We start from the raw sequence: 24,681 nt of genomic DNA, 5'->3' as shown, positions 1-24,681 counted from the left end.
CGCCCCAGTCCTGGGGCCTCAATCTTGCCCCCCGAAAGGATCGGTCAGGAGGCCTGAAGTTCGGCCTCCAGCCGCTCCAGCGCCTCCTCGGCGGCCAGCCAGTGCTGCTCGAGTTCCTCGAGACGCGAGGCCAGCTCACCCCGTCGCGCCAGCTGCGCATTCAGCTCATCCTTGCGCGCCTCGTCGGTATACAGGTCGGCATCGGCCAGGGCCGCCTCGACCTCCTCCAGCGACGCTTGCGTCTTCTCCATGTCATGTTCCGCACGGTCACGGTCGCGCTTGAGCGGTCGCAGCTTGTCACGCAGTTCGGCGGCGGCCCGGCGCGAGGCCTTGCGGTCCTCCTTCGATCCGACCTCGTCGCCTTGTCGCTCGGCCTTGTCGGCTCGGGCCTCGCGGCGCTGTTCCTCCAGGCGCGACTTGAGCCAGGCGCGGTAATCCTCCAGATCACCATCGAAGGGCGTCACCCGATGGTCCGCCACCCGCCAGAATTCATCCACCGTGGCCCGCAGCAGATGGCGATCGTGGGAAACCACGATCACCGCGCCCTCGAAACTGGCCAGCGCCTCGGTCAAGGCCTCGCGCATCTCCAGATCGAGATGGTTGGTCGGCTCGTCCAACAGCAGCAGGTTGGGACGCTGCCAGGCGACCAGGGCCAGCGCCAGCCGCGCCTTCTCGCCACCCGAGAAGCGTGCCACCTCCTCGAAGACATCGTCGCCATGGAAGCCGAAACCGCCCAGGAAGCGCCGAATCTCTGCATCGGCGGCCCTGGGCGAAAGGCGCTGCACATGCAGGAAGGGCGAAGCCGACAGGTCCAGTCCCTCGAGCTGATGCTGGGCGAAGTAGCCGATGGCCAGGTGCTCACCCTCGACGCGATGGCCATCCAGCAGCGGCAGCTCGGTGGTCAGCGACTTGATCAGGGTCGACTTGCCCGCGCCGTTGGGCCCCAGCAGGCCGATCCGCTGCCCCGGCTGCAGCGCCAGATTAACGGCCTCGAGCTGCCGTGTCTCGCCGCTTTCATGGCGATAGCCGAGCACGGCGTCATCCAGCACGATCAGGGGATACGACACCTTGTCCGACGCGGGAATGCGAAAGTGAAAGGGCGAGTCGGCATGCGCCACGGCAATGTCGCCCATGCGTTCGAGCATCTTCAGACGACTCTGGGCCTGGCGTGCCTTGGTGGCCTTGTAGCGGAAACGCGCCACGAAACGCTCGATCTCCGCCTTGCGTGCCTGCTGCTTGGCGGCCTCGGCCTGCTGCAGGGCCAACTTCTCTGCCCGCGTCCGCTCGAAGGTGGTGTAGTTGCCTCGATAGAGCACCAGGCAGCGCTGTTCGAAATGCACGATGTGGTCGCACACCGCATCGAGGAAATCGCGATCGTGGGAGATCAACAGCAGGGTGCCCGGATAGCGGGACAACCATTGTTCGAGCCACAGCAGGGCATCCAGATCCAGGTGGTTGGTCGGCTCGTCGAGCAGCAGCACATCGGACGGCGTAAACAGGGTACGCGCCAGGTTGACACGCATCCGCCATCCACCTGAGAACGATGCCAGGGGTCGATCCAGGTCGGCCTGGCCGAAGCCCAGGCCGACCAGCAACTGAGCGGCTCGGGCCGGCGCACTGTAGCCATCCAGCGACTCGATGGCGCCGTGCAGCTCGGCCTCGCGGTGTGCATCACCACGCTCGCGGGCCTCGTCCAGGGCCGCCTCGGCATCGCGCAGTGCCCGGTCACCATCGAGCACATAGTCGATGATGCTACGCTCGAGTGCCTCCACCTCCTGAGCCATGTGCGCGATACGTTGACCACCGCTCATCTCCAGTTCGCCGCGGTCCGGCGACAGCTCGCCCAACAGCAACCCGAACAGGCTCGACTTGCCCGCGCCATTGGCACCGACGATGCCCGCCTTGTAGCCGGCGTGCAGGGTCAGGTCGGCCGCATCGAGCAGGCTCTGGGGGCCGCGTTGCAGGGATACTTGGCGCAGTGCGATCATGCGGACTCCACTCGTCTGCGTGAGATCGCCGCCTGGAGGCGGCCACCGTGTCATGATGAATGACGATTCTACCGAATTATCCACGCACTTGCGGTCACGTCTCGACGGCGATTCGCTCTGGGACTTCGCCCTGACGCTCTATGCCCGTGACGGCGTCGAGCCGGCCTGCCTGACACTGCAGGACGAGGCCGGGGTCGAGGTCACCGAACTGCTATGGCGTTGCTGGCTGTATCACCATGGCCTGCGCGCCGGCACCATGCCCCCGGACGTAAGGGCATGGCAACACGATGTCATCTCGCCCCTGCGACACTTGCGCCGAGATCTCAAGCCGGCCGCACGGGAACGACCGAGCGTGGCCAGCCTGCGGCAACGCATCAAGCAGGCCGAACTCGATGCCGAATGCGAGTGCCTGCTTCGCCTGGAAACCCACAGCCACAACGGCCTTGTCAGCCTTTCCGAGATTTCCCCGCCTCCCCCGCCTCTCGAAAAAGTTCTGCCCTTCGGCCCCCAACTGCAGAAAAAATCACACCTTTTGGCCCTGGGAAAGCTGCAAAGCCAGCTTGACCCCTTATGACCCCCACGCTAGCCTGAAATTAACTGCGTGAACGGCGAGAAAACGGCACTTTCGATTTTGCGCCGGTCGATGAGTCATTGATTTCCCGGCAAAACCTGCAGAGGAACCACAAGAATGAAGGCATACAAGCTGCTGACTACCGCGAGCATCGGCGCCCTGATGCTCGGCATGTCCACCGCCGCCTATTCCGACAACTGGCGTTACGCCCACGAGGAATACGAGGGCGACGTCCAGGATGTCTTCGCCCAGGCTTTCAAGGGTTATGTCGAAGATAATTCCGATCACACCGTACAGGTCTATCGCTTCGGCGAACTGGGCGAGTCCGACGACATCATGGAGCAGACCCAGAACGGGATCCTGCAGTTCGTGAACCAGTCGCCCGGCTTCACCGGCTCGCTCATCCCCTCGGCTCAGATCTTCTTCATTCCCTATCTGATGCCCACGGACATGGATACCGTCCTGGAGTTCTTCGACGAGAGCAAGGCCATCAACGAGATGTTCCCCGAGCTCTATGCCGAGCATGGGCTGGAACTGCTCAAGATGTACCCGGAAGGCGAGATGGTGGTGACCGCCGACGAGCCGATCACCTCGCCCTCGGACTTCGACAACAAGAAGATCCGTACCATGACCAACCCGCTGCTGGCCGAAACCTACAACGCCTTCGGTGCCACCCCGACACCACTGCCCTGGGGTGAAGTCTACGGCGGCCTGCAGACCGGCATCATCGACGGCCAGGAAAACCCGATCTTCTGGATCGAGTCCGGCGGCCTCTACGAGGTTTCACCGCACCTGACCTTCACCAGCCATGGCTGGTTCACCACCGCGATGATGGCCAATCAGGACTTCTACGAAGGCCTCTCCGAAGAAGACCAGCAATTGGTACAGGACGCCTCCGACGCGGCCTACGACCATACCATCGAGCACATCCAGGGCCTGTCCGAGGAGTCCCTCGAGAAGATTCAGGAAGCTTCCGACGAGGTCACCGTCACTCGTCTGGACGATGAGCAGATCCAGGCCTTCAAGGAGCGTGCTCCCCAGGTCGAGGAAAAGTTCATCGAAATGACCGGCGAGCAAGGCCAGGAGCTGCTCGACCAGTTCAAGGCCGACCTCGAGGCCGTACAGGGTGAGGGCGAGGCCAGCCAGGACGAAGGCTGATCGCGAACCTTTCCCGCATCAACCGGGGGCAGCCACGCTGCCCCCGACTTGTTTACGGCCCCTGAAGCGGGCGTTGACAGACATCACGAGCAACGGCCAGGGCCTGGGCCGCTGCCGACGAGCCGTCCCCTCCCCCGTCGGGGCTCGAGGCGGGATACGGCAAGCTGTCGACACTCTTTCCAGCGTTCACCCAACGTTGACCTGACGCACACCGCGCGACGTCGGCAACGGTTACGCTGCTCAATGGGGCATCCACATTTCGCCATGTCTGCTGAAGGGAGCGCGGCCATGACCGACGATGAATCCGACAAGCACTATCATTCAGGCCTGCCCGGCATACTGGGCTCCATCGACACCCTGATCAGCAAGCTCGAAGCGATCATCCTCGCCATCGGTGTGCTGCTGATGGCCACCAATACCATCGCCAATGTCATCGGGCGCTTCTTGCTCGGCGAGAGTCTGTTCTTCACTGGCGAGGTCAACCGCATCCTGATCATCATGATCACCTTCGCGGGCATCGGTTACGCGGCGCGCCATGGCCGCCACATCCGCATGTCGGCGATCTACGATGCCTTGCCGGTAGGCGGTCGTCGTGCCCTGATGGTGGCAATCGCGCTGTTCACCTCTCTGATCATGTTCTTCCTGGCGTACTACTCGGTCCTCTACATCCTCGACCTGTACGACAAGGGACGCATCCTGCCGGCGCTCGGCTTCCCCATCTTCATCATCTATGTCTGGGTGCCGCTGGGCTTCATCATCACCGGCCTCCAGTACCTGTTCACGGCCATCAAGAACCTGACGTCGCGCGATGTCTACCTGTCGACCTCGGTGGTCGACGGTTACAAGGATACGGAAACGGAAGTCTGACGCAGGGCGCTTCGCCCGGGGGAATGCAAGATGACGACAATAATGGTTGTGACCATGATCGCCCTGCTGTTGCTGGGCTTTCCCATGATGATTCCGCTGGCCACTGCGGCGATCATCGGGTTCTTCATGATGTTCGGCGGGCTGGGCCAGATGGAGACGCTGATCCAGCAGTTGATGGCCGGCATACGGCCGGCATCGCTGATTGCGGTCCCCATGTTCATCCTCGCCGCGGATATCATGACCCGCGGCCAGTCGGCCAATCGGCTGATCAATATGGTGATGGCCTTCATCGGCCATATAAAAGGCGGCCTGGCGGTCAGTACCGCGGCCTCCTGCACGCTGTTCGGCGCCGTCTCCGGCTCCACCCAGGCCACCGTGGTCGCGGTAGGCTCGCCGCTGCGTCCACGCATGCTCAAGGCCGGCTACTCGGATTCCTTCAGCCTGGCGTTGATCATCAATTCCAGTGACATCGCCTTCTTGATCCCCCCGAGCATCGGCATGATCATCTACGGGATCATCTCCGGCACCTCCATCGGCGAGCTGTTCATCGCCGGGATCGGCCCGGGCCTGATGATCCTGACCATGTTCGCCATCTACTGCGTGATCTATGCCGTCGTGCGTGGCGTACCCACAGAGCCCAAGGCCAGCTGGGGAGAACGCTTGTCGGCCGTGCGCCTGGCACTCTGGCCACTGGGCTTCCCGGTGATCATCATCGGCGGCATCTATGGCGGTATCTTCAGCCCCACCGAAGCCGCGGCGGCCTGCGTGCTCTACGCCATCCTGCTGGAATTCGTGGTATTCCGATCGCTGAAGATCAATGATATCTACGCCATCGCCAAGTCCACCGGCCTGATCACCGCCGTGGTGTTCATCCTGGTGGCAGTGGGCAACAGCTTCTCGTGGATCATCTCCTTCGCCCAGATTCCCCAGGCCATCCTCGAGGCCGTCGGCATCAACGAGGCGGGGCCGACAGGCGTGCTGATCGCCATCTGTATTGCCTTCTTCGTCGCCTGCATGTTCGTCGATCCCATCGTGGTGATCCTGGTCCTGACGCCGGTCTTCGCGCCTGCCATCGAGGCCACCGGTCTCGATCCGGTACTCGTCGGTATCCTGATCACGCTGCAGGTGGCCATCGGGTCGGCGACGCCGCCTTTCGGCTGCGACATCTTCACCGCCATCGCCATCTTCAAGCGTCCCTACCTGGACGTGATCAAGGGCACGCCGCCCTTCATCTTCATGCTGGTGCTGGCGGCCGCGTTGCTGATCCTGTTCCCGCAGATCGCCCTGTTCCTGCGCGACCTCGCCTTCAGGTAAGCGGTTCTACCCGGACACAAGGAGTAAGGTGACGATGTTCAATCGGATCATGGTGCCGGTCGACGGCTCCAAGGGCGCCGTCAAGGCGCTGGAAAAGGGCGTGGGCTTGCAGCAGTTGACCGGCGCCGAACTCTACGTCCTGTGCGTGTTCAAGCACCACAGCCTGCTCGAGGCCTCGCTGTCGATGGTTCGCCCCGAGCAACTGGACATCCCGGACGACGCTCTCAAGGATTACGCCACCGAGATCGCCGTCCAGGCCAAGGCGCGCGCCACCGAGCTGGGCGTTCCGGCCGACAAGGTGCGGGCGTTCGTCAAGGGCGGGCGCCCTTCACGCACCATCGTGCGCTTCGCCCGCAAGCGAGAGTGCGACCTGATCGTGATCGGCGCCCAGGGCACCAACGGCGACAAGAGTCTGCTGCTGGGCAGTGTCGCCCAGCGTGTCGCCGGCTCCGCACACTGCCCCGTCATGGTCGTTTGACGCCATTACCGCATTGTCTCACCGGGCCGGATGCCTACCCGCAGGGCTATCGCAGTTAAAGCTTTGTCGCTCGGGCTGATCCGTCGACAGATCCAACTGCGATAGGCCCTACCAGGTGGGTGGATGCGGAACCGGGCCGGCCCTGTTAGAGTCCCATGGGTTCCATACACTCTTGGCGCCAAGGCGCCGGACCACAAGGCTTTTTCATGAAGACACTGCTGACTTCCGCGTCACTGGCGGCCCTGTTGACCGCCGCTCCCTTGGCACTTGCCGCCCCCGAATCCGACCAGGAGCGCCTGGGCTACAGCCTCGGTGTGACCCTGGGCCAGAGCATCCAGCAAGACGTCTCCGATCTCGACATCGACGCCTTCACCCAGGCTATCCGCGATGTCTACGCCGACGATGAGCTGGCCATGAGCGATCAGGAAATGGCCGACACCCTGGCTCAGTTCCAGCAACAGGCTCAGCAGAAGCGCGCCGCCGAAGCAGAGAAGCGTGCCGAGGCCAATCAAGCCGAAGGCGAGGCCTTCCTGGAAGAGAACGCCGAGAAGGATGGCGTCACGGTCACCGACTCAGGCCTGCAGTATCGTGAGCTGGAGTCCGGCGATGGCGCCACGCCGAGTGCCGAAGACACCGTCCAGGTCAACTATGAAGGCAAGCTGATCGACGGCACCGTCTTCGACAGTTCCTACGAGCGCGGCGAGCCGGTGAGCTTTCGTGTCGGGCAGGTCATCGACGGCTGGCAGGAAGCCCTGCAACTGATGAGCGTGGGCGACACCTGGGAAGTCGCCATTCCCTCCGACCTGGCCTACGGCGCCCAGGGTCAGGGCCCCATCGGCCCCCATGAGACACTGATCTTCGAGGTCGAGCTGCTCGACGTCACCTCCGCGGACGAGGCAGAAAATGCCGACGCCGGACAGAGCGGTGACGCTGGAAGCACCGCTGCATCCGAGTGATCATCCCTCGTAAGTGATCACGCCTCGCGCGGCCGGCTCCCATGAGCCGGCCGTCGTCGTTCTGCGGATCAAAAAACATCTCACATGGCGCCGAGCGTCTCGTCCAGGGCAGCCTCGAGCGGGCCCGACGTCGGCGAGTGGAGGACACGCCGACGAATCTCGCCATGGCGGTCCACCAGATAGAGCGACGCGGTATGGTCAACGGTATAGTCCATGGCCGAGTCCGGCGCCTCGACCTTGCGCCACACCACCCCATAACGCTCGGCGATGTCCTCGAGCTGCTCGGCACTGCCGGTCGCACCGATGAAATCGTCGCCGAAGGACGCGAGGTACGTCTCGAGCCTCGCCAGGGTATCGCGCTCGGGATCGACGGAAATCAACACCGGCACCACCTTGTCACGACGCTGGGCGGACAGCTGCTGGCGTGCCTGGCGAACCACCGCCAGGCTCATGGGACAGACATCCGGGCACCAAGTATAGCCGAAGAAAATCACCGCGAGCTGACCCTCGTCCAGTTGCGAGAGCGAAAACTCGCCATGGGTCGACGACAGCGAAATTGGCCCGCCCTCCAGTTCAGCCTCCTTTTCCCCGGCACTCCACCACTGATAGGCCAGCAGAACACATGCCGCCAGCAGCACGACGCTCCCTGCCGCCAGATATCGCCAACGCCGTGTCATCATGGCTACTCCCTGTCTCCTCGACGCCAGACCGGCGTCATGATCGGTCTCCGGCTCGAGCGTGACGATGCAGTCACGCCGCCGATGATGGCAAGATAGTTCTTCAGCGGCAGCGAATCCAAGCGATTCCCGAGCGTATCCGGCATTGCCGCCATGGAAATGAGGAGGTGTCATGGAAGGCGTGGCGGGAGCCCTGGGGCCCCTCTTCCTGTTGATCCTGCTGGGCGCGTTGCTCGGCCGTCTCGACCAGCCGGGAGGAGATTTCTGGCCGCGGATGGAACGGCTGATCTATTTCCTGCTGTTTCCCGCCATGCTGGTCTCGACCCTGGCCGATGCCGATATTCAGCAAGTGCCGGTGGGACGCATGGCCCTCGCACTGCTCGGCGCCATGGGCTTGCTCGGCGTGGCTCTCTGGCTCGCGAACCGTCGGCTGGGCCTGACGGCAGCGGCCTTCACCTCGGTGTTTCAGGGTGCGCTGCGTTTCAATACCTACGTCGGTGTGGCCGGCGCCGCCGCGTTGCATGGCGAGGCCGGCGCCACCGTCGCGGCGGTGGCCGTGGCATTGATGGTGCCGATCGTGAACGTCCTGTGCGTGGCCAGCTTCATCGCCGCCGGCACGCTCGGCACCGGCGGCATGCGCGCCAGCCTTGCCGCCCTGATACGCAATCCCCTGATCCTGGCCTGCCTGCTGGGCATCGGCCTGAATCTCAGCGGTATCGGCCTGCCCGGCTGGAGCGCTCCCATGACGGAGCTGCTCGGCCGGGCCGCCTTGCCGCTCGGTCTGGTGGCCGTGGGCGTCGCCCTGCGACCACGGGCGCTATTGCGACTCGACCCCGGCGTCTGGACCGCCAACCTGGCCAAGTTGATCCTGATGCCGGCCCTGGTGCTCGGCCTATCCCTGGTGCTCCACCTGGATCCGGTGAGTCGCGACATCGCCCTGTTGTTCGCCGCCCTGCCCACCGCGACTTCCGCCTATATTCTGGCCCGCCAGCTCGGAGGCGATGCCGAACTGATGGCCGCCCTGATTACCGGCCAGACCCTGATCGCCATGGCCTCACTGCCCCTCTGGCTACGTCTGGTCGGCTGATCATGCTCGGCCACCGAAACTTAATAAAAAAAATTCTCGTTTGCGTTGACGGAACAAATGAGAATGATTTACTCTACACCCATGGCGTTGATGAGGCGCCATGCCTGGGCAAGGTTCCTGCCAGTTTCTTGCCCAGGTTTCTCCTCCTCATTGCTAGTCACGGTCTTTTGCCGCCCCGCCCAGGGCGGCTTTCTTTTTTTTGGTCCCACGCCTTTCACAGCCCTCTAACTATCGTCATTCCCGCTGCCCGAGCTGGCGCTTGACCAGTTCGCCCAGCGCTTCCACCGCCGGCCAGGACGCGGCGGAGACCCGGCGCCCGTAGTGCAGCTGTGCCTCGCAGCCCCGCAGCACGGGCAGGCCTTCCGCTGCACCGAGCTCCCTCATGGCCGGCGTCAGGCGATCACGCTCGAGAATGCTCACCGCCAGCCCCGACTCCACCGCGGTTTCCACCGCATGGATACTGGTACTGGTGAAGACCGCGTGCCAGGGGCGATCGATCGTGCCCAGCGCCTCGACGCCCAACTGGCGGTAAGGACAATCCTCGGGATGCAGCGCCAATGGCAAGGGATGATCCGCCGTCAACACGAGTTCCCGGGCCCCGGCCCAGACCGGCGTGGAGCGCCACAGCGGCTCGCCGCCGCTGAGCCGATGGGGACGGTCCAGGGCCACGATCAGTGACAGTTCCCCCCTCTCGAGGCGACGCGCCAGCTCGCCGCTGGGTGCCGTGACCGCTTCCATGACCACGTCCGGATGCCGCGCCAGGAAATCCGGCAGCAGACGCCCGACCAGGCGACTGGCGTAATCTTCCGGCATGCCGAAACGCACCTGCCCGCTCAGTCCCCGCCCACTGATCCTTGCCACCAGGCCATCGTGCCGACGCAACAGCTCCCGTGCTTCACCCAGCAAGGCCTCGCCATTGGGGGTCGGGCTCACGCCTCGTGCACCGCGTATCAACAGCGTGGTATCCAGTCGCGCCTCCAGTCGCTTGATCTGCATGCTCAACGCGCTGACGGTGCGATGGCGTTGCTCGGCCGCCGCGGCCAGGCTACCCAAGCGCACGACCGCCACGAAGCTGCGCAGCGCCTCGAGATCCAGCGAGTCCGACAAGACTTCAGCCATATTGAATGCTCGGTCCAATAAGTTTCGATTCACGAAACACTCTAGACCCGTCAGTCTATCCAGACCACCCCCCAAGGTCCGGAGGCGCCATGACGGGCACCACCCATCGGCTACGACATATCGCGCTATCACGCTTTTCACCGGCCCTGGGCGGCCTGGCCGTGGCCATCGGCTTCGTGATGTGCTGGAGCAGCGGTTTCGTGGGAAGTCGACTGGCGGTCGCCATCGACACGCCGGTACTGGCGCTCTACGCCTGGCGTTTCGCCCTGGCCACATTGCTGGCAGGCGGCTGGTGGTGGTGGCGGTCCCGGCCATGCACCGTACGCGGCCTGAATCATCGAGCACTGGCACACGAGGCCCTGGTCGGCAGCCTGACCGTGGGCGGCTACCTGCTGACCATGCTGCTGGCCATCAAGGCGGGGGTCAGCGCCGAGGTGGCGGCACTGATCGGCGCGCTACAGCCGCTGGCTGCCATTACCCTGGCCAGCGGGTGGCTCGGCGAGCGCACCCGCCCTCTCCAGTGGCTGGGCATGACGGTGGCCACTCTAGGCGCCGCATTGAGCGTGCTGGGCGACCTGCGAAACGTCGGCGGCGCACCGTTCTGGGCCTATGGCCTGCCGTTGATGGCCGTGGCCTGTGTGACCCTGGGCAGCGCCCTCACGACGCGACAGCCGGTGACGCTTCCCCTGGAGGCCCGCCTGACCGCACAGCTGACGGCCGCCACCGGCGTCTTCTTCCTCGCCGCCCTCGGCATGGGAAGCTCCCTGGCGCCACCGGCGCCGAGCCCGGAGACCCTGACGGCCCTGGCCTGGCTGATCGTGCTGGCCACCTTCGGCGGTTACGGTTTCTTCGTGGAGAGCCTGCGGCGCTTCGGTGTGGGACACAGCGCCGGCCTGGTCGCGCTGACACCGGCCATGACGCTCGCCTGGACGGCACTGATGTTCGGCGAACTCCCGGACTCGATGGGAGCCATCGGCATGCTGCTCGGGCTCATGGGTGCCGGCGTCGCCCTGTATGCCGGCCGCCGTCAGGGACGCGGCGCCGGCGGTCATGACGACACGGCGAGTCCGGCCGGCCGCCGGAGCGAGCGCCCTGCCATTCGGCCCGGCGCCCCGGCATCGACTCTCGACCGCGGTGGCGTCAGCCGTCGTCGCGACAATGAATCAGATCCCAGACACCATGTCCCAGGCGCTCCCCGCGGGCCTCGAACTTGGTGAGCGGCCGATAGGCGGGACGCGGCACATAGGGCGCGGTGTCCGCATCGGCGATATTGGCATAGCCCGGCGCGTCCGCCATGACCTCGGCCATCCACTCGGCATAGGCTTCCCAGTCGGTGGCCATATGCAGGGTGCCACCCGGCTTGAGACGCGTACGTACCAGTTCGACGAAGGCCGGCTGGACGATCCGCCGCTTGTGATGCTTCTTCTTCGGCCAGGGATCGGGAAAGAACAGTTGAACGGTATCCAGACTGGCCTCGGGCAGGCAACGTTCGAGCACCGCCAGGGCATCCTCGCGATAGACCCGCAGGTTGGCGAGGCCCCGCTTGTCGGCCTCGTCGAGCAATTTGCCGACGCCGGGCGCGTGCACTTCGATGCCGATGAAGTCGGTATCGGGATGTGACGCTGCCTGTTCGATCAGCGACGCTCCCATGCCGAAGCCGACCTCCACCACGCGAGGTGCTCGGCGCCCGAACAGGGCATCCAGATCCTGACGCCCCGCGTCGAGCGTCATCCCCAGACGCGGCCAGACCTCATCGAGGCCACGGGTCTGGGCGGTGGTCATGCGACCAGCGCGCAACACATAACTCTTGATGCCGCGACGATGCAGCGGGGCGTCCGGACGTTCGGGGCCTGTGGTATCGGGTTCGTTCATGCGTGGTTCACTATCGGGTCGCTGAATCGGGAAACGGTGTCGGAAGACCGAACACCGGATCGGGAAAGGGAACGGGGGTCAGACGTTGATACGGCCCGCCATGGGCGACGACGCTTCGGCTTCCTGGCGGCGCGGCATGCGACCGGCCAGGAAGGCCTCGCGCCCGGCACTCACCGCCTGCCGCATGGCACTGGCCATCAGCACCGGCTGACGGGCATGGGCGATGGCGGAATTCATCAGCACACCGTCGCACCCCAGTTCCATGGCCTGGGCCGCTTCGGAGGCTGTGCCGATACCGGCATCGATCAGCACCGGCACGCCGGCCTGCTCGATGATCAAGCGAGTGTTGTAAGGGTTCTGGATACCATGGCCGGAACCGATCAGCGAGCCGAGCGGCATCACGGCACAGCAGCCCAGACGCTCGAGCTCGCGTGCGACGATGGGATCGTCGCTGGTGTACACCATGACGTCGAAGCCATCGTTGACCAGCGTCTCGGCGGCGGACAGGGTCTCCACGACATTGGGATAGAGGGTCGACTCATCGCCCAGCACCTCGAGCTTGACCAGGTTGTGGCCATCGAGCAGTTCCCTGGCCAGGCGGCAGGTACGCACCGCATCCTTGGCGGTGAAGCAGCCGGCGGTATTGGGCAACAGGGTATAACGTTCCGGGGACACCACATCGAGCAGATTGGGCGCCGACGCATCCTGCCCCAGATTGGTGCGACGGACCGCGAAGGTCACCACCTCGGTGCCGCTGGCGGCGATCGCCGCGCCGGCCTCGTCGAAGTCGCGATACTTGCCGGTGCCCACCAGCAACCGCGAGCTGAATTCACGGCCGGCGACCCGCAGCGGCGTATCCTGGGTGAAATCGGTCATGCGTGTATTTCTCCTATGGCTCAGAGGAAAGCGCTGATGTGTATGGCGAGCGAAGATGGGTCGGGTGCCGCCGGAGCGCGGCGGAGAGAACGTCCGAAGGACGGCCCCCCGGGAGCGAGAGCCGCCGGCTTCGCGTCAATACCGGCGTTTACACGCCAGCCAATGAGGATATTGACCGAGCGCGCACCAGTACCGCCGCCCGCCAGGATCGCTCCAGACGGACCAACGCACTTCCCGCATCCCCCGGGTCGTCGAGCGCAGCGATAACGTCGTGTTTTCCTTCAGCCGCCGCCGATCGCATGAACAATCTCCACCCGATCCCCATCGGCCAGGCGCGTATCACCATGGACACTCTTCGGCACGATCTCCTCGTTGATCTCCACGGCGATACGGCGACCGGTCAGGCCGAGGGTCTCGACCAGCCTGGCCACCGACATTTCGCCGTCCAGGTGTTTCGCTTCGCCATTGAGATGGATCTGCATGGCATCCTCTTGCATCTTCGACTATGGCATTGGGGAGTCACTGTACAAATGTCTCCGCGGGCAAACCACTGCGTTGCCCGGTGCTCGACCCTCTCGCCGACACCCTTGGCTCCGGTCTCCGTGCTCCCGGCACCTTGTGTGCCCCACATGGAAGCAGGACATGGATGGCCCGTCGTCGGAAAGGGCCCCGCCTCTGCGCCGCTCGTCGATCTGTTCGGCGCTTCCCTTGCGGACACTATTGTAGCGCCTCAGCCTCGCGCCGGGTACGGTATGCGCGTCACCGATGGAGGACCCACGATGCACGACCGACCCTGGTGGTTGACGACGGCGCTGTCCGGCGCCCTGATGGTGATGATCGGTGCCTTCGGCGCCCATGTCCTGACCAACGAGCTGACACCGCGCTTGATGACCGCCTTCGAGACCGGCGTGCGCTATCAGGCCTGGCACACCCTGGCGATGCTCGGCGTGCTGGCCTGGCGCTCGGTCGTGCCCTTGCCCGGCCAGCGCCTGGCACTGGCCCTCTGGGCGGCCGGCATGCTGCTGTTCAGCGGATCACTATACGGCCTGGCACTCTCCGGCCTGGACTGGCTCGGCCCGCTCACCCCGCTGGGTGGTCTGTTGCTGATACTGGGATGGCTGGCCCTGGCCGGTATCGTGCTGCGAACCCGGTCCCGTGTCTGATGGCGCTCGCGACAGGCGTCAGTCGCCGTCGGGCAACGCATAGGTCGCCGTCACCAGCGCCACCGGCGCCTCGTCCCCGGCGGAGAACAATTGTACCTCGCCGACGGCCAGGCGACTGCCCAGCTTTACGAGCCGCGCATTGGCAATGAGGTCACGATCGCCTCGAGCCCGCCGCAGGAAGCGGCAATGCAGGTCACTGGTGACCGCCATCGGCTCCGGCCCGATCTGCGCCAGGATCGCCACATAGAGACAGACATCGGCCAGCCCCATCATGGTCGGCCCGGAGACGCAGGCCCCGGGCCGCAGGTGCTCGTCCTCGATGGCCAGACTCATGGTGGCGCGCATCTCATCGACGCCCTCGATGGTGCCAGCCCGTTGCGGAAAGACCTCGTCGAGAAACTCCTCGATGGCGGTGGCGGTCATCACGGTCATGGGGCTCTCCTGCGGCGGTTGATCAAGCATTGGCCCCAAAGATAGCCCAGCGACGAGCGACGAGCGACGAGCGACGAGCGACGAGCGACGAGCGACGAGCGACGAGCGACGAGCGACGAGCATCAGGGTATCCCGCTACCCGAAGGTCGCAACCCTCATCATCTCGTATCTCGTATCTCGTATCTCGTCGCCCGTATCTCGCAGCCGATCAGGCGCCCTTGTGGACCGCTCGCCAGTGGTGCAACAGCGGCTCCGTGTAGCCAGCCGGCTGCTCGAGCCCCTTGAAGATCAGGTCGGAGGCGGCCTGGAAAGCATGCGAGGCCGAGAAATCGGCACTCATCGCCGTATAGGCCGGATCGCCAGCGTTCTGCTCGTCGACGATCTTCGCCATGCGCTCCAGGGCGTCCCGCACCCGGGCTTCGTCCACCACGCCGTGGTGCAGCCAGTTGGCCACATGCTGGCTGGAGATCCGCAGGGTCGCGCGATCCTCCATCAAGCCGACATCATGGATGTCCAGCACCTTGGAGCATCCCACGCCGTGCTCGACCCAGCGCACCACATAGCCGAGGATCCCCTGGCAGTTGTTGTCGAGCTCCTGCTGAATATCGTCATCGCTCCAGTCCGGACGCTCGGCCACCGGCACGGTCAGCAGATCATCCAGGAAGGTGTCGTGCAGGTCGGGATCACCCTTGGCTTCGAGCCCGCGCTGCACCTCGGCCACGCTGACCTGATGATAGTGCAAGGCATGCAGGGTGGCCGCCGTGGGGGATGGCACCCAGGCGGTGTTGGCACCGGCCTCGGGATGGCCGACCTTCTGCTCGAGCATGGCCGCCATCAGGTCCGGCATGGCCCACATCCCCTTGCCGATCTGGGCATGGCCACGCAGACCGCAGGCCAGGCCGGTCTGCACATTGCTGCGCTCATAGGCACCGATCCAGGCGCTGTTCTTCATGTCGCCCTTGCGAATCATCGGGCCGGCCTCCATGGCGGAGTGCATCTCGTCGCCGGTGCGATCGAGGAAGCCGGTATTGATGAACACCACCCGCGAGGTGGCCTCGGCGATACACGCCTTGAGATTGACCGAGGTCCGGCGCTCCTCGTCCATGATGCCCATCTTCAGGGTATCGCGGGCCATGCCCAGCAGGTCCTCGACACGCGCGAAGAGCGCATCGGCGAAGGCCACTTCCCGCGGACCGTGCATCTTGGGCTTGACGATATACACCGAGCCCTCACGGGAGTTGCGCGGTTCCCCCTCGCCCTTGGCCAGATCATGCAGGGCGATCAGGCTGGTGACGACGGCATCGAGGATACCCTCCGGCAATTCGTTGCTGTCGGCATCGAGTACCGCCGGCGTGGTCATGAGGTGGCCAACGTTGCGCACGAACAGCAGGGAACGCCCTGGCAGGGTCACCTCGCCACCCTCGGGATTGCGCCAGGTGCGATCGCCGTTGAGTCGACGGGTGTAGGTCTTGCCGCCCTTCTCGATCTGGGTTTCCAGGTCGCCCTTCATCAGGCCCAGCCAGTTGGCGTAGACCTCGACCTTGTCTTCAGCATCCACCGCGGCCACGGAGTCCTCGCAGTCCATGATGGAGGTCAGCGCCGCCTCCACGACCACGTCCTTGACGCCGGCGGGGTCAGTCTTGCCGATAGGATGGCCGGCATCGATCCGGATCTCCAGATGCAGGTCGTGATTGGCCAGCAGCACCGCATCGGGTGCCTCGGCCTCCCCCTGGAAGCCCACCAGCTTGCCGGGGTCCTCGAGCCCGGTCTCGCGGCCACCTTCCAGGGTCACGACGAGATGGCCATCGCGCAGCGCATACTTGATCGCCTCGCGATGAGAGCCGGTGGCCAGTGGGGCGGCACGATCCAGCACACCCCGGGCATAGGCGACGACCATCTCGGCACGCCTGGGGTTGAAGCTCTCGCCCCGCTCGGCACCCTCCGTATCGGCGATGGCATCGGTGCCATACAGAGCGTCGTAGAGGCTGCCCCAGCGCGCGTTGGCGGCGTTCAGGGCATAGCGGGCATTGTTGACCGGCACCACCAGTTGCGGCCCGGCCTGCACGGCGATCTCGCGATCGACGTTGGTGGTGGTGACCTCGACATTCTTCGGCGCCTCCACCAGATAACCGATCTCCTCGAGGAAGGCACGATACGCCGTCATGTCACGTACCGGCCCCGCATGATCACGGTGCCAGGCATCCAGCTCGGCCTGCAGGCGATCACGCTCGGCGAGCAATTCGCGGTTCTCTGGTGTCAGATCGTGAAAGAGGGCATCCACGCCGGTCCAGAAGGCTTCGGGGTCGACACCGGTTCCCGGCAGAGCCTGTTCATTGATGAAACGGTCCAGCTCGGCGGCCACCTGAAGGCGATGGCGGGTAATGCGTTGGGTCATGGGTCGTTCTCCTTATGCGTGGCGGTTCGGCGCCCCCTGGCACCGAGCGGCCGGACAGCGAAGGGTGACTGCTCGCGAATAATTTTGTGGAAAATTATTCCACATGTAAAGCCGAGGAAAACGTGCCACGCCTCGATATCGACCAAATGACGAGACGTGGCCACCCGCCTTCACTTCGATATCATGGCTGGCTCCGCCGCCGGCATGACGCTAGCATGGGCGGGCACAGCAGAGGATGCGATGAGCGACTTCACTCCCTTACAGGAACTCGGCCCCCTCGCGCCGGCCAAGCATGCCGGCCAGGCGCTGGAGCACTACCTCGACCATTATGGCCTGAGTCCGTTGCTCGCCGAGACGATGGGCCTCCACGTGGGCTACGTGGATACCCACGGCTTCCGGCTATGGACCCAGGTATGGACGCCCAGGGAGCCCATCGGCACGGTCTGGGTCGTGCATGGTTATTATGACCACCTGGGACTCTATCGCCACCTGCTCGAATGCCTGCTGGAACGCAACTGGCGCGTCGTGCTCTGGGACCTCCCCGGGCACGGCCTCTCCAGCGGCCCCCGCGCGTCCATCGGCGACTTCGACGAATACGGCGCCTGCCTGATCGACCTGCGCCAGGAACTCGAGGCCCGCGACCTGGCCGCGCCTCCCTGGGTCGGAATCGGCCAGAGCACCGGCGCCGCCATACTGGCCACCGATGCCCTGACACGAGGCAACGACGGCCACTGGCATGGCCTCGCCCTGCTGGCCCCGCTGGTACGCCCCTGGGGCTGGCCGCAGTCCAGCTGGCTGCACCGGCTGGTAGGCCCCTTCGTGCGCTCGGTACCGCGTCGCTTCCGCGACAATTCCACCGACAGCGACTTCTCCACCTTTCTGAGGGAAGGCGACCCGCTGCAGCCGGAACGCCTGACCATGGAATGGGTCGATGCCATGCGTCGCTGGATGCCCCGCCTGCTGGCCTTGCCCCCAAGCCGAGTGCCCACCCTCATCCTGCAGGGCGAACAGGATTCGACCGTGGACTGGGAATGGAACCTCGACGTGCTCGACCGCAAGTTCCCCAATGCCGAAATCTGTCGCCACCCCGAAGCCCGACATCACCTGGTCAACGAGGCCGAACCGATACGCCGCACACTGTTCGCGGATCTGGCGCGCTTCCTCGCCGACCTGGAGGAAAGTTTCGAGGCCCTGCCTCCCGAAAGGCGCCGCTGCTCATGAACACGCGCCGACGGACACTCCTGGTGCTGTTGCTGCTCGCCCTCACCGGTTGCGCCGCCGCCCCGGAGCGCCCCGAGACCATGCGCCAGGCGCTGTTCGGGTTGAGCGAACGCGTCGCCGAGCAGGTGGCCGCCTCACCGACCCTGCCCAGACCGGCTACCGACCAGGTACTGTTACTGGCCATGCCGGAGATCGACCCCGACCTGGGCCTCTCCGACGAACGCCTGATGGAAAGTCTGACCCGCGCCCTGCTGGGGCTCGATGACGGTCCCCAGGTACTCGACTGGCGCCCCTCCCTCGCCGACGGCGCGGGACGCAATCAGTGGCGCCTCGACAGCCGATTGAGTGCCTCGGCGCCACGCCTGCAACTCTCCGACCGAGAACTGCTGCCCTACCGCCTGACCCTGACCCTGCGCCGCCCCGGCCATGACCAGGCACTCTGGCAGACCCATATCGACGGCGCTCTCGACGCTACCGCGCTGTAGCCTCGCCGACCGCAAGGCCGACCACCGTCCTGTATCGGACGTCGACCGGAGAACCCTGGCGGCCCCCTGGGCCACCATCTCTTCAACGAACCTCCGAAACAGAGACCTAGCCTTGCCGGAACCGAGCCGCCTCCCCAAGCAACCAGTCGATGAATCGCTGCACCCTGGGCGGCGCCTCGCCTGTGGCGGGCAGGATCAGCTCATAGGCGAAGGGAGAGTCGAGCCTATAGTGGTCACCGAAGGGGCGCGTCAGCACACCACTGGCGAGACGGTCCGCCACCACCGGATAGCTGGCCAGCATCACGCCGCGCCCCGCAATGGCCTGATCCAGGGCCAGGCTATAGAGGGAATAATGCCGTTGGCGCGGCATCTCGATGCCTGACAGGCCGGCGGCATCGAACCAACCTCGCCAACCCGGGAAATCGCCTGCCTGTCTCGAGCACCAGCCCACCTCGAACAGGGTCTGATCGAGCAGATCAGCGGGAGTCTCGATGGAGGCGTGCTCCATCAGGCCGGGAGCGCAAACCGGGACGAGGGTGTCCTCGAACAGTTTGACGGACCGCGAGCCAGGCCAGGGGCCTCGGCCATAGCGGAGCGCGAGCCGTGCACCGTCATGCTGCCAGGCGGGCAAGGTCAATGCCTGGCTGGCATCCAGAGAAATTTCCACGCGGGTTTCGCGTGCCTCGAACGCCGCCAGTCGCGGCAACAACCAGAGCTGGGCAAACGATGGCGGCGCGCTGAGCAGCAGCGTGGTCGCGGCATGCGCCTGCTGCCCCACGGCCGTGACACCGGCCGCGATACGCTCCAGACCGACATCGACATCGTCGGCCAGACGACGCCCGGCGGCGTTGACACTCACGCCATTGGCATGGCGCTCGAACAACACGGTGCCCAACCGCTCCTCGAGCTGCCTGACCTGTCGGCTGACGGCGCCGGGCGTCACCCCGAGCCGGTCGGCGGCGGACTTGAAGCTGCCCTCCCGCGCCGCTTCCGCGAAGGCGCGCAGGGCATTGAGTGGGAGTCGCTCGATCGCCATGACGTGAGTTTTCCTGAGCCTAGAGCGGCAGAATAATCGTTTGGTCCCGAGCATCGCAAATGCTGAACTGAGCGCTATCCATCAAGAGGAAAGACGCCATGAACAGCCCTCGGACCGCGCCCGTCGACGCTCCTGCAGCATTGAGTTCGACTGATCCTCGTCGCTCCATCGACCTCTTCGCCGGCCTGGCCATGATCCTCTTCTGCCTGGCCCTCGGCCTGCAGCAGGTCGCCATCAAGGGCGTGGCCGAGGATATTTCCCCGCTCGCCCAGATCGCCTTGCGCTCATCCCTGGCGGCGATACTGGTAGGCGCACTGGCCTATTGGCGGGGCACGAGACTCACCGATTTTCGTGACCGGCTCGGCCCGGGCCTGCTGGTCGGGCTCGGCTTCACCGGGGAATTCGTGTTCGTGGCACTGGGCCTGAACTACACATTGGCCTCCCACATGTCGGTGTTCCTCTATACGGCGCCGGTCTTTGCCGCCCTCGGCCTGCATTGGCTGGTCCCCGGGGAACAGCTGGCCCGTCGACAGTGGCTGGGCATCGCCCTGGCATTCACCGGCATGGTCATCGCCATGTCACCCGAATCGGGGCAAGCCAATACGTCGGCGCTGCTACTGGGCGACGCACTGGGTCTGCTGGCAGGACTGTGCTGGGCGGCCACCACGCTGGTGCTGCGCCGCTCCTCGCTTTCCGAAGCCCCGCCGCTGCAGACATTGACATATCAATTGGCAACCGCTGGCCTGTTGCTGTTGCCCATCACGGCCCTGAGCGGGGACCTGGGTGCCCTCGAGGCCACACCGCTGGCCCTGGCGAGCCTGGGTTTCCAGGCGCTGGTGATCTCCGTCGGTGCCCTGCTGCTCTGGTTCACGTTACTACGCCGTTACTGGGCATCGCAGCTGGGCGTGTTCTCCTTCCTGTCACCGATCTTCGGTGTGCTCTTCGGCGCCCTGCTGCTCGACGAACCACTGACACTGCCCTTCCTGTTCGGGGGCGGTATCCTTCTGGGTGGCCTCGTCCTGGTCAGCCGGCAGGCTTGAACCCATCGCCGGGGAGCAAGCACCGGGGCAGCACCTCAGCCCCCCTTGAGCAGCCGGTCGAGCTGGCGGTACCCGATGGCCTCGATCAGGTGTTCACGGGCGGGCCGCGGTGCCCCGGCCAGGTCGGCGAGGGTCAGGGCCACCCGCAGCACCCGGTGAAAGGCACGCGCCGAAAGCTGCAGCCGTTCCAGCACTTCAGCGAGCCAGGCGCGATCCTCGGCACCCAGTGCACAAGCGGCCTCCAGGTCGGGGCCCGCCAGGTGAGCGTTGAGTGCCCCCCTCGCCCATTGGCGCTCGCGCGCCGCCAGGACCCTTTGGCGTACCGTCGCCGAATCCTCCCCCGACTCCCGCGAGGTCAGTTGTTCCGCCGGCAACGCCGGCACTTCCACCTGCAGGTCGATGCGATCCAGAAGCGGCCCCGACAACCGCGCCTGATAGCGCTGGATCTGAGCGGCCGTGCAATGGCAGGCCTGGCGAGGATCGCCGAGGTGTCCGCAGGGACAGGGATTCATCGCCGCCACCAGCTGGAAGCGTGCCGGATAGCGCCGCTCGTGGCTCGCCCGGGCGATATGGATCTGCCCGGACTCCATGGGCTCGCGCATCACCTCCAGCACGTGCCGCGAAAATTCCGGCAGCTCGTCGAGAAACAGCACACCATGGTGCGCCAGGGAGATTTCCCCCGGCTTGGGGCGTGAGCCGCCTCCGACCAGGGCCACGGCGCTCGCGGTATGATGCGGCGCTCGAAAGGGGCGACGTCCCCACTGTTCGGCCAGCGGCAAGCCACTGACCGAGCGCACCGCCGCCACGTCGAGGGCTTCGTCCTCGCCGAGCGGCGGCAGGATACCGGGCAGGCGACTGGCCAGCATGGTCTTGCCGGTGCCGGGTGGACCGGCAAACAACAGGTTATGCCCGCCCGCCGCCGCGACCTCCAGGGCCCGGCGCGCCTGGTGCTGCCCTCTGACTTCGCGCAGGTCCGGCTCCGCGGTATCTCGCCGTGGCGGCGCCTGTAACCGGTGGGCGACGATGGGCGCCTGACCGAGAAGATGCGCCACCACCTCCAGCAGATGCTCGGCGGGCAGGACCTCCAGCTCACCGGCCAGGGCCGCTTCGTCGGCGTTGGCGCGGGGCACGATCAAGTGCCGTCCCGCTCGCCGCGTGGCCATGGCCAGCGGTAGTACCCCGCTCGCCGGGCGCAGGCCGCCGTCCAGTGCCAGTTCACCCACGCACTCCACCTCCGCCAGAGCCTCGGGAGGAATCTGCCCCGAAGCGACCAGCAGCCCCAGGGCGATGGGGAGGTCGAAACGCCCGCCGTCCTTGGGCAGGTCGGCGGGCGCCAGATTCAGGGTGATACGCCGCAACGGAAACTCGAAGCCGGCATTGACCAGGGCGCTGCGCACCCGTTCACGGCTTTCCTTCACGGCGGTTTCCGGCAAGCCGACCAGGGTGATGCCGGGCAGGCCGTTGGCCAGGTGTACCTCGACAAGCACCTCGGGCGCCTCAAGGCCGAGGCTCGCCCGGGTGCGAATGATCGCCAGCGTCATCGGCGTTCCCTCGCGCCACTGTTGTCCTGAGTGCGACGTCCTTGTCTCGCTATCTCAGGCTAGACCAGTGACACAACACACGCCCGGGGTTTCAACGGCCTGTCTCGCCGGCACCGGCATCTTCCTCGGGGGAGTTGGCGTCCGCCGCAGTTTCCCGGACTTCTTCGGCGTCCTCGTCGGCGGCGGCGGAGGCATCCAGCGCGTCTTCCAGGGCGGCGACCTGCTTCTCGAGGGCCTCGACTCGCCCCCGTGTACGCTGCAGGACATCCATCAGGATGTCGAAATCCTCCCGCGACACGAGCTCGAGACGGTCGAAGGCCCCCTTCACCACCTGCTGCACGCCTTTCTGCACGTCCTCCGGAGCCTGGGAGGCACCCTGAAGGCGCTCACCGATCTGTTGGGCCAAGCGGCCGATGCGATCCTGGCTGACCATGCTGCTTCTCCTGAACGATAGTAGGGAACCTCACAACAGGATACGCAAGGCGTCCTCTCACCGCATTCCTCCCACCCGCCACCTTCTGGGGCACGGCCGCGCCATCGAAGCACCAAACAAGTGCACAACGCCCGTATCACCGTGCATCACCTCCGATGGTTACCGGCTTCCCCCTGACCCAGAAGCATGAAAATAAAGAACTAACCAAAAGCTTGGCACGGTTTGCGCTACATCAGGGAAAGCATGCACCGCGCGGCAACGTGCCGCACTCACCGAACAAGGGAGAATCCGGATGAAGCTGATTACTGCCGTCATCAAGCCCTTCAAGCTCGACGATGTCCGCGAGGCACTCGCCGACAACGGCGTCCAGGGCATCACCGTCACCGAGGTCAAGGGCTTCGGTCGCCAGAAGGGACATACCGAGCTATATCGTGGCGCCGAATACGTCGTCGATTTCCTGCCCAAGGTCAAGGTCGAGGTCGCGGTGGACGACGACCGCCTGGATACCGTGCTGGACGCGATCTGCAATGCCGCCAACAGCGGCAAGATCGGTGACGGCAAGGTCTTCGTGACCCCGCTGGAAGACGTCATCCGCATCCGCACCGGCGAGCGTGGCGCCGACGCCGTCTGATCGCCGACCGCCTTCCTGCCTGTTCCCGATACGGAGACCTTCGTCATGACAGAGCTTGCTTATGCGCTCGATACTTTCTACTTCCTGATCTGCGGTGCCCTGGTGATGTGGATGGCCGCCGGTTTCTCGATGCTCGAGGCCGGCCTGGTCCGTTCCAAGAACACCGCCGAGATCCTGACCAAGAACATCGCCCTGTTCGCCATCGCCTGTACCATGTACCTGCTGGTGGGCTACTACCTCATGTACTCCAGCAGTGCCGGCGGCGTCCTGCCCAGCCTGGGCTTCCTGCTGGGTGGCGAGAATTCGGTGGACGCGGTGTTGGCCGGCGGTGACGACGCTCCCTACTACTCCGCCCGCGCCGACTTCTTCTTCCAGGTCGTGTTCGTGGCCACTGCCATGTCGATCGTCTCCGGTGCGGTCGCCGAACGCATGAAACTCTGGGCCTTCCTGATCTTCGCCGTGATTCTGACCGGCTTCATCTACCCGGTCTCCGGCTACTGGACCTGGGGCGGCGGCTGGCTTGCCGAGATCGGGTTCTCCGATTATGCCGGCTCCGGCATCGTGCACATGGCAGGTGCTTCCGCCGCACTGGCCGGTGTGCTGGTCCTCGGCCCCCGCAAGGGCAAGTACGGCAAGGACGGGGCGATCTACGCCATCCCGGGCGCCAACATGCCGCTGGCGACACTGGGCACCTTCATCCTGTGGCTGGGCTGGTTCGGCTTCAACGGCGGCTCCGAGCTGAAGGTGTCCGACGTGGCGTCCGCCAACAACATGGCGCAGGTCCTGGTCAACACCAACGCGGCCGCCGCCGGTGGCGTGATCGCCGCCCTGATCCTGGCCAAGACCTGGTTCCGCAAGGCCGACCTGACCATGGCACTGAACGGCGCCATCGCCGGCCTGGTGTCCATCACCGCCGACCCGCTGTCGCCCAGCGCCCTGGGCGCCACCCTGATCGGTGGTTTCGGCGGCCTGCTGGTTGTCGTCTCCATCGTCAGTCTCGACAAGCTCAAGCTCGATGATCCGGTCGGTGCGATCTCCGCCCACGGCGTGGTCGGCATCTGGGGCGTGCTGGCGGTTCCGCTGTCCAACGGCAGTGCCAGCTTCGGTGCCCAGATCATCGGCATTCTCGGCATCTTCATCTGGGTGTTCGTGGCCAGCCTGATCGTCTGGCTGATCCTCAAGGCCGTGATGGGCGTGCGGGTCAGCGAGGAAGAAGAATATGAAGGCGTCGACCTGGCCGAGTGCGGCCTCGAGGCCTACCCCGAGTTCAACGTCGCCAAGAAGTGAAGCGACCCCGAGTGAGCTGGCGTGCTCCCACTGGCCCCCGCAAGGGGGCCTTTT

At 65.3% G+C, this 24,681-nt stretch carries 25 protein-coding genes; 14 read left to right on the top strand and 11 right to left on the bottom strand.

The window, feature by feature from the left end:
* Positions 1-44 precede the first annotated feature (44 nt).
* Positions 45-1,988, bottom strand: a complete 1,944-nt coding sequence (locus LU493_RS04220; protein WP_275286542.1) for an ATP-binding cassette domain-containing protein — start codon at positions 1,986-1,988, stop codon at positions 45-47.
* Between the two features lie 52 nt (positions 1,989-2,040).
* On the opposite strand from LU493_RS04220, the gene LU493_RS04215 reads away from it, so the two are divergent.
* The 6 genes from LU493_RS04215 (at position 2,041) to LU493_RS04190 (ending at position 7,332) form a co-directional block, all read left to right on the top strand.
* Positions 2,041-2,562 carry a TIGR02444 family protein gene (locus LU493_RS04215; RefSeq protein ID WP_275286541.1) on the top strand — a complete coding sequence of 174 codons (522 nt, stop codon included), beginning with the start codon at positions 2,041-2,043 and terminating at the stop codon, positions 2,560-2,562.
* A 114-nt stretch (positions 2,563-2,676) separates the two neighbouring features.
* Positions 2,677-3,717, top strand: coding sequence for a TRAP transporter substrate-binding protein DctP (gene dctP, locus LU493_RS04210; protein ID WP_275286540.1), 1,041 nt, complete (start codon positions 2,677-2,679; stop codon positions 3,715-3,717).
* A gap of 288 nt (positions 3,718-4,005) precedes the next feature.
* Positions 4,006-4,584, top strand: coding sequence for a TRAP transporter small permease (locus LU493_RS04205; RefSeq protein ID WP_275286539.1), 579 nt, complete (start codon positions 4,006-4,008; stop codon positions 4,582-4,584).
* Positions 4,585-4,614: 30 nt separating this feature from the next.
* The gene (locus LU493_RS04200) at positions 4,615-5,898 is read left to right on the top strand and encodes a TRAP transporter large permease (protein WP_275286538.1); all 1,284 of its coding nucleotides are present in this window, start codon (positions 4,615-4,617) and stop codon (positions 5,896-5,898) included.
* Between the two features lie 34 nt (positions 5,899-5,932).
* Positions 5,933-6,376, top strand: a complete 444-nt coding sequence (locus tag LU493_RS04195; protein ID WP_275286537.1) for a universal stress protein — start codon at positions 5,933-5,935, stop codon at positions 6,374-6,376.
* 206 nt (positions 6,377-6,582) lie between these two features.
* The gene (locus LU493_RS04190) at positions 6,583-7,332 is read left to right on the top strand and encodes an FKBP-type peptidyl-prolyl cis-trans isomerase (protein ID WP_275286536.1); all 750 of its coding nucleotides are present in this window, start codon (positions 6,583-6,585) and stop codon (positions 7,330-7,332) included.
* 80 nt (positions 7,333-7,412) lie between these two features.
* On the opposite strand, the gene LU493_RS04185 is transcribed toward LU493_RS04190, so the two are convergent.
* Complete coding sequence (locus tag LU493_RS04185; protein WP_275286535.1) at positions 7,413-8,012, bottom strand: SCO family protein; 600 nt, start codon at positions 8,010-8,012, stop codon at positions 7,413-7,415.
* Between the two features lie 169 nt (positions 8,013-8,181).
* Between LU493_RS04185 and LU493_RS04180 the strand changes: the two genes are divergently transcribed.
* The gene (locus LU493_RS04180) at positions 8,182-9,096 is read left to right on the top strand and encodes an AEC family transporter (RefSeq protein ID WP_275286534.1); all 915 of its coding nucleotides are present in this window, start codon (positions 8,182-8,184) and stop codon (positions 9,094-9,096) included.
* Between the two features lie 234 nt (positions 9,097-9,330).
* On the opposite strand, the gene LU493_RS04175 is transcribed toward LU493_RS04180, so the two are convergent.
* Positions 9,331-10,215: a LysR substrate-binding domain-containing protein gene (locus LU493_RS04175; RefSeq protein WP_275286533.1), complete on the bottom strand. Its 885-nt coding sequence runs from the start codon at positions 10,213-10,215 to the stop codon at positions 9,331-9,333.
* 89 nt (positions 10,216-10,304) lie between these two features.
* On the opposite strand from LU493_RS04175, the gene LU493_RS04170 reads away from it, so the two are divergent.
* Positions 10,305-11,432 (top strand): DMT family transporter, encoded by a 1,128-nt coding sequence (locus LU493_RS04170; RefSeq protein WP_275286532.1) that lies wholly within the window; start codon positions 10,305-10,307, stop codon positions 11,430-11,432.
* On the opposite strand, the gene trmB is transcribed toward LU493_RS04170, so the two are convergent.
* From trmB to thiS, 3 genes are all read right to left on the bottom strand, one after another.
* Positions 11,356-12,087: a tRNA (guanosine(46)-N7)-methyltransferase TrmB gene (gene trmB / locus LU493_RS04165; protein WP_275286531.1), complete on the bottom strand. Its 732-nt coding sequence runs from the start codon at positions 12,085-12,087 to the stop codon at positions 11,356-11,358. The genes LU493_RS04170 and trmB overlap by 77 nt on opposite strands.
* 78 nt (positions 12,088-12,165) lie before the next feature.
* Complete coding sequence (locus LU493_RS04160) at positions 12,166-12,963, bottom strand: thiazole synthase (protein ID WP_275286530.1); 798 nt, start codon at positions 12,961-12,963, stop codon at positions 12,166-12,168.
* Between the two features lie 281 nt (positions 12,964-13,244).
* On the bottom strand, positions 13,245-13,445 hold the full coding sequence (gene thiS / locus LU493_RS04155; protein WP_275286529.1) for a sulfur carrier protein ThiS: 201 nt from the start codon (positions 13,443-13,445) through the stop codon (positions 13,245-13,247).
* A 297-nt stretch (positions 13,446-13,742) separates the two neighbouring features.
* Between thiS and LU493_RS04150 the strand changes: the two genes are divergently transcribed.
* Positions 13,743-14,126, top strand: a complete 384-nt coding sequence (locus tag LU493_RS04150) for a DUF423 domain-containing protein (protein WP_275286528.1) — start codon at positions 13,743-13,745, stop codon at positions 14,124-14,126.
* An 18-nt stretch (positions 14,127-14,144) separates the two neighbouring features.
* Here the strand turns inward: LU493_RS04150 and LU493_RS04145 are convergent, their stop codons facing one another.
* Positions 14,145-14,558 (bottom strand): PaaI family thioesterase, encoded by a 414-nt coding sequence (locus LU493_RS04145; RefSeq protein ID WP_275286527.1) that lies wholly within the window; start codon positions 14,556-14,558, stop codon positions 14,145-14,147.
* Positions 14,559-14,766: 208 nt separating this feature from the next.
* The gene (locus tag LU493_RS04140) at positions 14,767-16,953 is read right to left on the bottom strand and encodes a malate synthase G (protein ID WP_275286526.1); all 2,187 of its coding nucleotides are present in this window, start codon (positions 16,951-16,953) and stop codon (positions 14,767-14,769) included.
* A 240-nt stretch (positions 16,954-17,193) separates the two neighbouring features.
* Between LU493_RS04140 and LU493_RS04135 the strand changes: the two genes are divergently transcribed.
* Entirely contained in the window at positions 17,194-18,174 is a 981-nt protein-coding gene (locus LU493_RS04135; protein ID WP_275286525.1) for an alpha/beta hydrolase, read from the top strand.
* Positions 18,171-18,659 carry a hypothetical protein gene (locus LU493_RS04130; RefSeq protein ID WP_275286524.1) on the top strand — a complete coding sequence of 163 codons (489 nt, stop codon included), beginning with the start codon at positions 18,171-18,173 and terminating at the stop codon, positions 18,657-18,659. Before LU493_RS04135 ends, LU493_RS04130 begins: the two co-directional genes overlap by 4 nt.
* 106 nt (positions 18,660-18,765) lie before the next feature.
* On the opposite strand, the gene LU493_RS04125 is transcribed toward LU493_RS04130, so the two are convergent.
* Positions 18,766-19,695 carry a LysR substrate-binding domain-containing protein gene (locus LU493_RS04125; RefSeq protein WP_275286523.1) on the bottom strand — a complete coding sequence of 310 codons (930 nt, stop codon included), beginning with the start codon at positions 19,693-19,695 and terminating at the stop codon, positions 18,766-18,768.
* A 98-nt stretch (positions 19,696-19,793) separates the two neighbouring features.
* On the opposite strand from LU493_RS04125, the gene LU493_RS04120 reads away from it, so the two are divergent.
* On the top strand, positions 19,794-20,735 hold the full coding sequence (locus LU493_RS04120) for a DMT family transporter (protein WP_275286522.1): 942 nt from the start codon (positions 19,794-19,796) through the stop codon (positions 20,733-20,735).
* Positions 20,736-20,770: 35 nt separating this feature from the next.
* Here LU493_RS04120 and LU493_RS04115 read toward each other — a convergent pair whose 3' ends face one another.
* Positions 20,771-22,276 (bottom strand): YifB family Mg chelatase-like AAA ATPase, encoded by a 1,506-nt coding sequence (locus LU493_RS04115; protein WP_275286521.1) that lies wholly within the window; start codon positions 22,274-22,276, stop codon positions 20,771-20,773.
* Positions 22,277-22,367: 91 nt separating this feature from the next.
* Entirely contained in the window at positions 22,368-22,709 is a 342-nt protein-coding gene (locus LU493_RS04110; protein ID WP_275286520.1) for an accessory factor UbiK family protein, read from the bottom strand.
* Between the two features lie 292 nt (positions 22,710-23,001).
* On the opposite strand from LU493_RS04110, the gene LU493_RS04105 reads away from it, so the two are divergent.
* Positions 23,002-23,340, top strand: a complete 339-nt coding sequence (locus tag LU493_RS04105; protein ID WP_013330858.1) for a P-II family nitrogen regulator — start codon at positions 23,002-23,004, stop codon at positions 23,338-23,340.
* A gap of 45 nt (positions 23,341-23,385) precedes the next feature.
* Positions 23,386-24,627, top strand: a complete 1,242-nt coding sequence (locus LU493_RS04100) for an ammonium transporter (protein WP_275286519.1) — start codon at positions 23,386-23,388, stop codon at positions 24,625-24,627.
* The last annotated feature ends 54 nt before the right edge of the window (positions 24,628-24,681 follow it).

Origin of the sequence: Halomonas elongata (assembly GCF_029081005.1) — a bacterium.
In the GTDB taxonomy this organism is placed as follows: Bacteria; Pseudomonadota; Gammaproteobacteria; order Pseudomonadales; family Halomonadaceae; genus Halomonas; species Halomonas elongata_B.
The sequence above is the reverse complement of the archived record's forward strand: the minus strand, read 5'-3'. Positions and strand labels throughout refer to the sequence as shown.

Coding starts and splice junctions, on each gene's coding strand:
- LU493_RS04220 (WP_275286542.1), bottom strand. CDS start 1,988: ATGATCGCACTGCGCCAAGTATCCCTGCAACGCGGCCCCCAGAGCCTG.
- LU493_RS04215 (WP_275286541.1), top strand. CDS start 2,041: ATGATGAATGACGATTCTACCGAATTATCCACGCACTTGCGGTCACGT.
- dctP (WP_275286540.1), top strand. CDS start 2,677: ATGAAGGCATACAAGCTGCTGACTACCGCGAGCATCGGCGCCCTGATG.
- LU493_RS04205 (WP_275286539.1), top strand. CDS start 4,006: ATGACCGACGATGAATCCGACAAGCACTATCATTCAGGCCTGCCCGGC.
- LU493_RS04200 (WP_275286538.1), top strand. CDS start 4,615: ATGACGACAATAATGGTTGTGACCATGATCGCCCTGCTGTTGCTGGGC.
- LU493_RS04195 (WP_275286537.1), top strand. CDS start 5,933: ATGTTCAATCGGATCATGGTGCCGGTCGACGGCTCCAAGGGCGCCGTC.
- LU493_RS04190 (WP_275286536.1), top strand. CDS start 6,583: ATGAAGACACTGCTGACTTCCGCGTCACTGGCGGCCCTGTTGACCGCC.
- LU493_RS04185 (WP_275286535.1), bottom strand. CDS start 8,012: ATGATGACACGGCGTTGGCGATATCTGGCGGCAGGGAGCGTCGTGCTG.
- LU493_RS04180 (WP_275286534.1), top strand. CDS start 8,182: ATGGAAGGCGTGGCGGGAGCCCTGGGGCCCCTCTTCCTGTTGATCCTG.
- LU493_RS04175 (WP_275286533.1), bottom strand. CDS start 10,215: ATGGCTGAAGTCTTGTCGGACTCGCTGGATCTCGAGGCGCTGCGCAGC.
- LU493_RS04170 (WP_275286532.1), top strand. CDS start 10,305: ATGACGGGCACCACCCATCGGCTACGACATATCGCGCTATCACGCTTT.
- trmB (WP_275286531.1), bottom strand. CDS start 12,087: ATGAACGAACCCGATACCACAGGCCCCGAACGTCCGGACGCCCCGCTG.
- LU493_RS04160 (WP_275286530.1), bottom strand. CDS start 12,963: ATGACCGATTTCACCCAGGATACGCCGCTGCGGGTCGCCGGCCGTGAA.
- thiS (WP_275286529.1), bottom strand. CDS start 13,445: ATGCAGATCCATCTCAATGGCGAAGCGAAACACCTGGACGGCGAAATG.
- LU493_RS04150 (WP_275286528.1), top strand. CDS start 13,743: ATGCACGACCGACCCTGGTGGTTGACGACGGCGCTGTCCGGCGCCCTG.
- LU493_RS04145 (WP_275286527.1), bottom strand. CDS start 14,558: ATGACCGTGATGACCGCCACCGCCATCGAGGAGTTTCTCGACGAGGTC.
- LU493_RS04140 (WP_275286526.1), bottom strand. CDS start 16,953: ATGACCCAACGCATTACCCGCCATCGCCTTCAGGTGGCCGCCGAGCTG.
- LU493_RS04135 (WP_275286525.1), top strand. CDS start 17,194: ATGAGCGACTTCACTCCCTTACAGGAACTCGGCCCCCTCGCGCCGGCC.
- LU493_RS04130 (WP_275286524.1), top strand. CDS start 18,171: ATGAACACGCGCCGACGGACACTCCTGGTGCTGTTGCTGCTCGCCCTC.
- LU493_RS04125 (WP_275286523.1), bottom strand. CDS start 19,695: ATGGCGATCGAGCGACTCCCACTCAATGCCCTGCGCGCCTTCGCGGAA.
- LU493_RS04120 (WP_275286522.1), top strand. CDS start 19,794: ATGAACAGCCCTCGGACCGCGCCCGTCGACGCTCCTGCAGCATTGAGT.
- LU493_RS04115 (WP_275286521.1), bottom strand. CDS start 22,276: ATGACGCTGGCGATCATTCGCACCCGGGCGAGCCTCGGCCTTGAGGCG.
- LU493_RS04110 (WP_275286520.1), bottom strand. CDS start 22,709: ATGGTCAGCCAGGATCGCATCGGCCGCTTGGCCCAACAGATCGGTGAG.
- LU493_RS04105 (WP_013330858.1), top strand. CDS start 23,002: ATGAAGCTGATTACTGCCGTCATCAAGCCCTTCAAGCTCGACGATGTC.
- LU493_RS04100 (WP_275286519.1), top strand. CDS start 23,386: ATGACAGAGCTTGCTTATGCGCTCGATACTTTCTACTTCCTGATCTGC.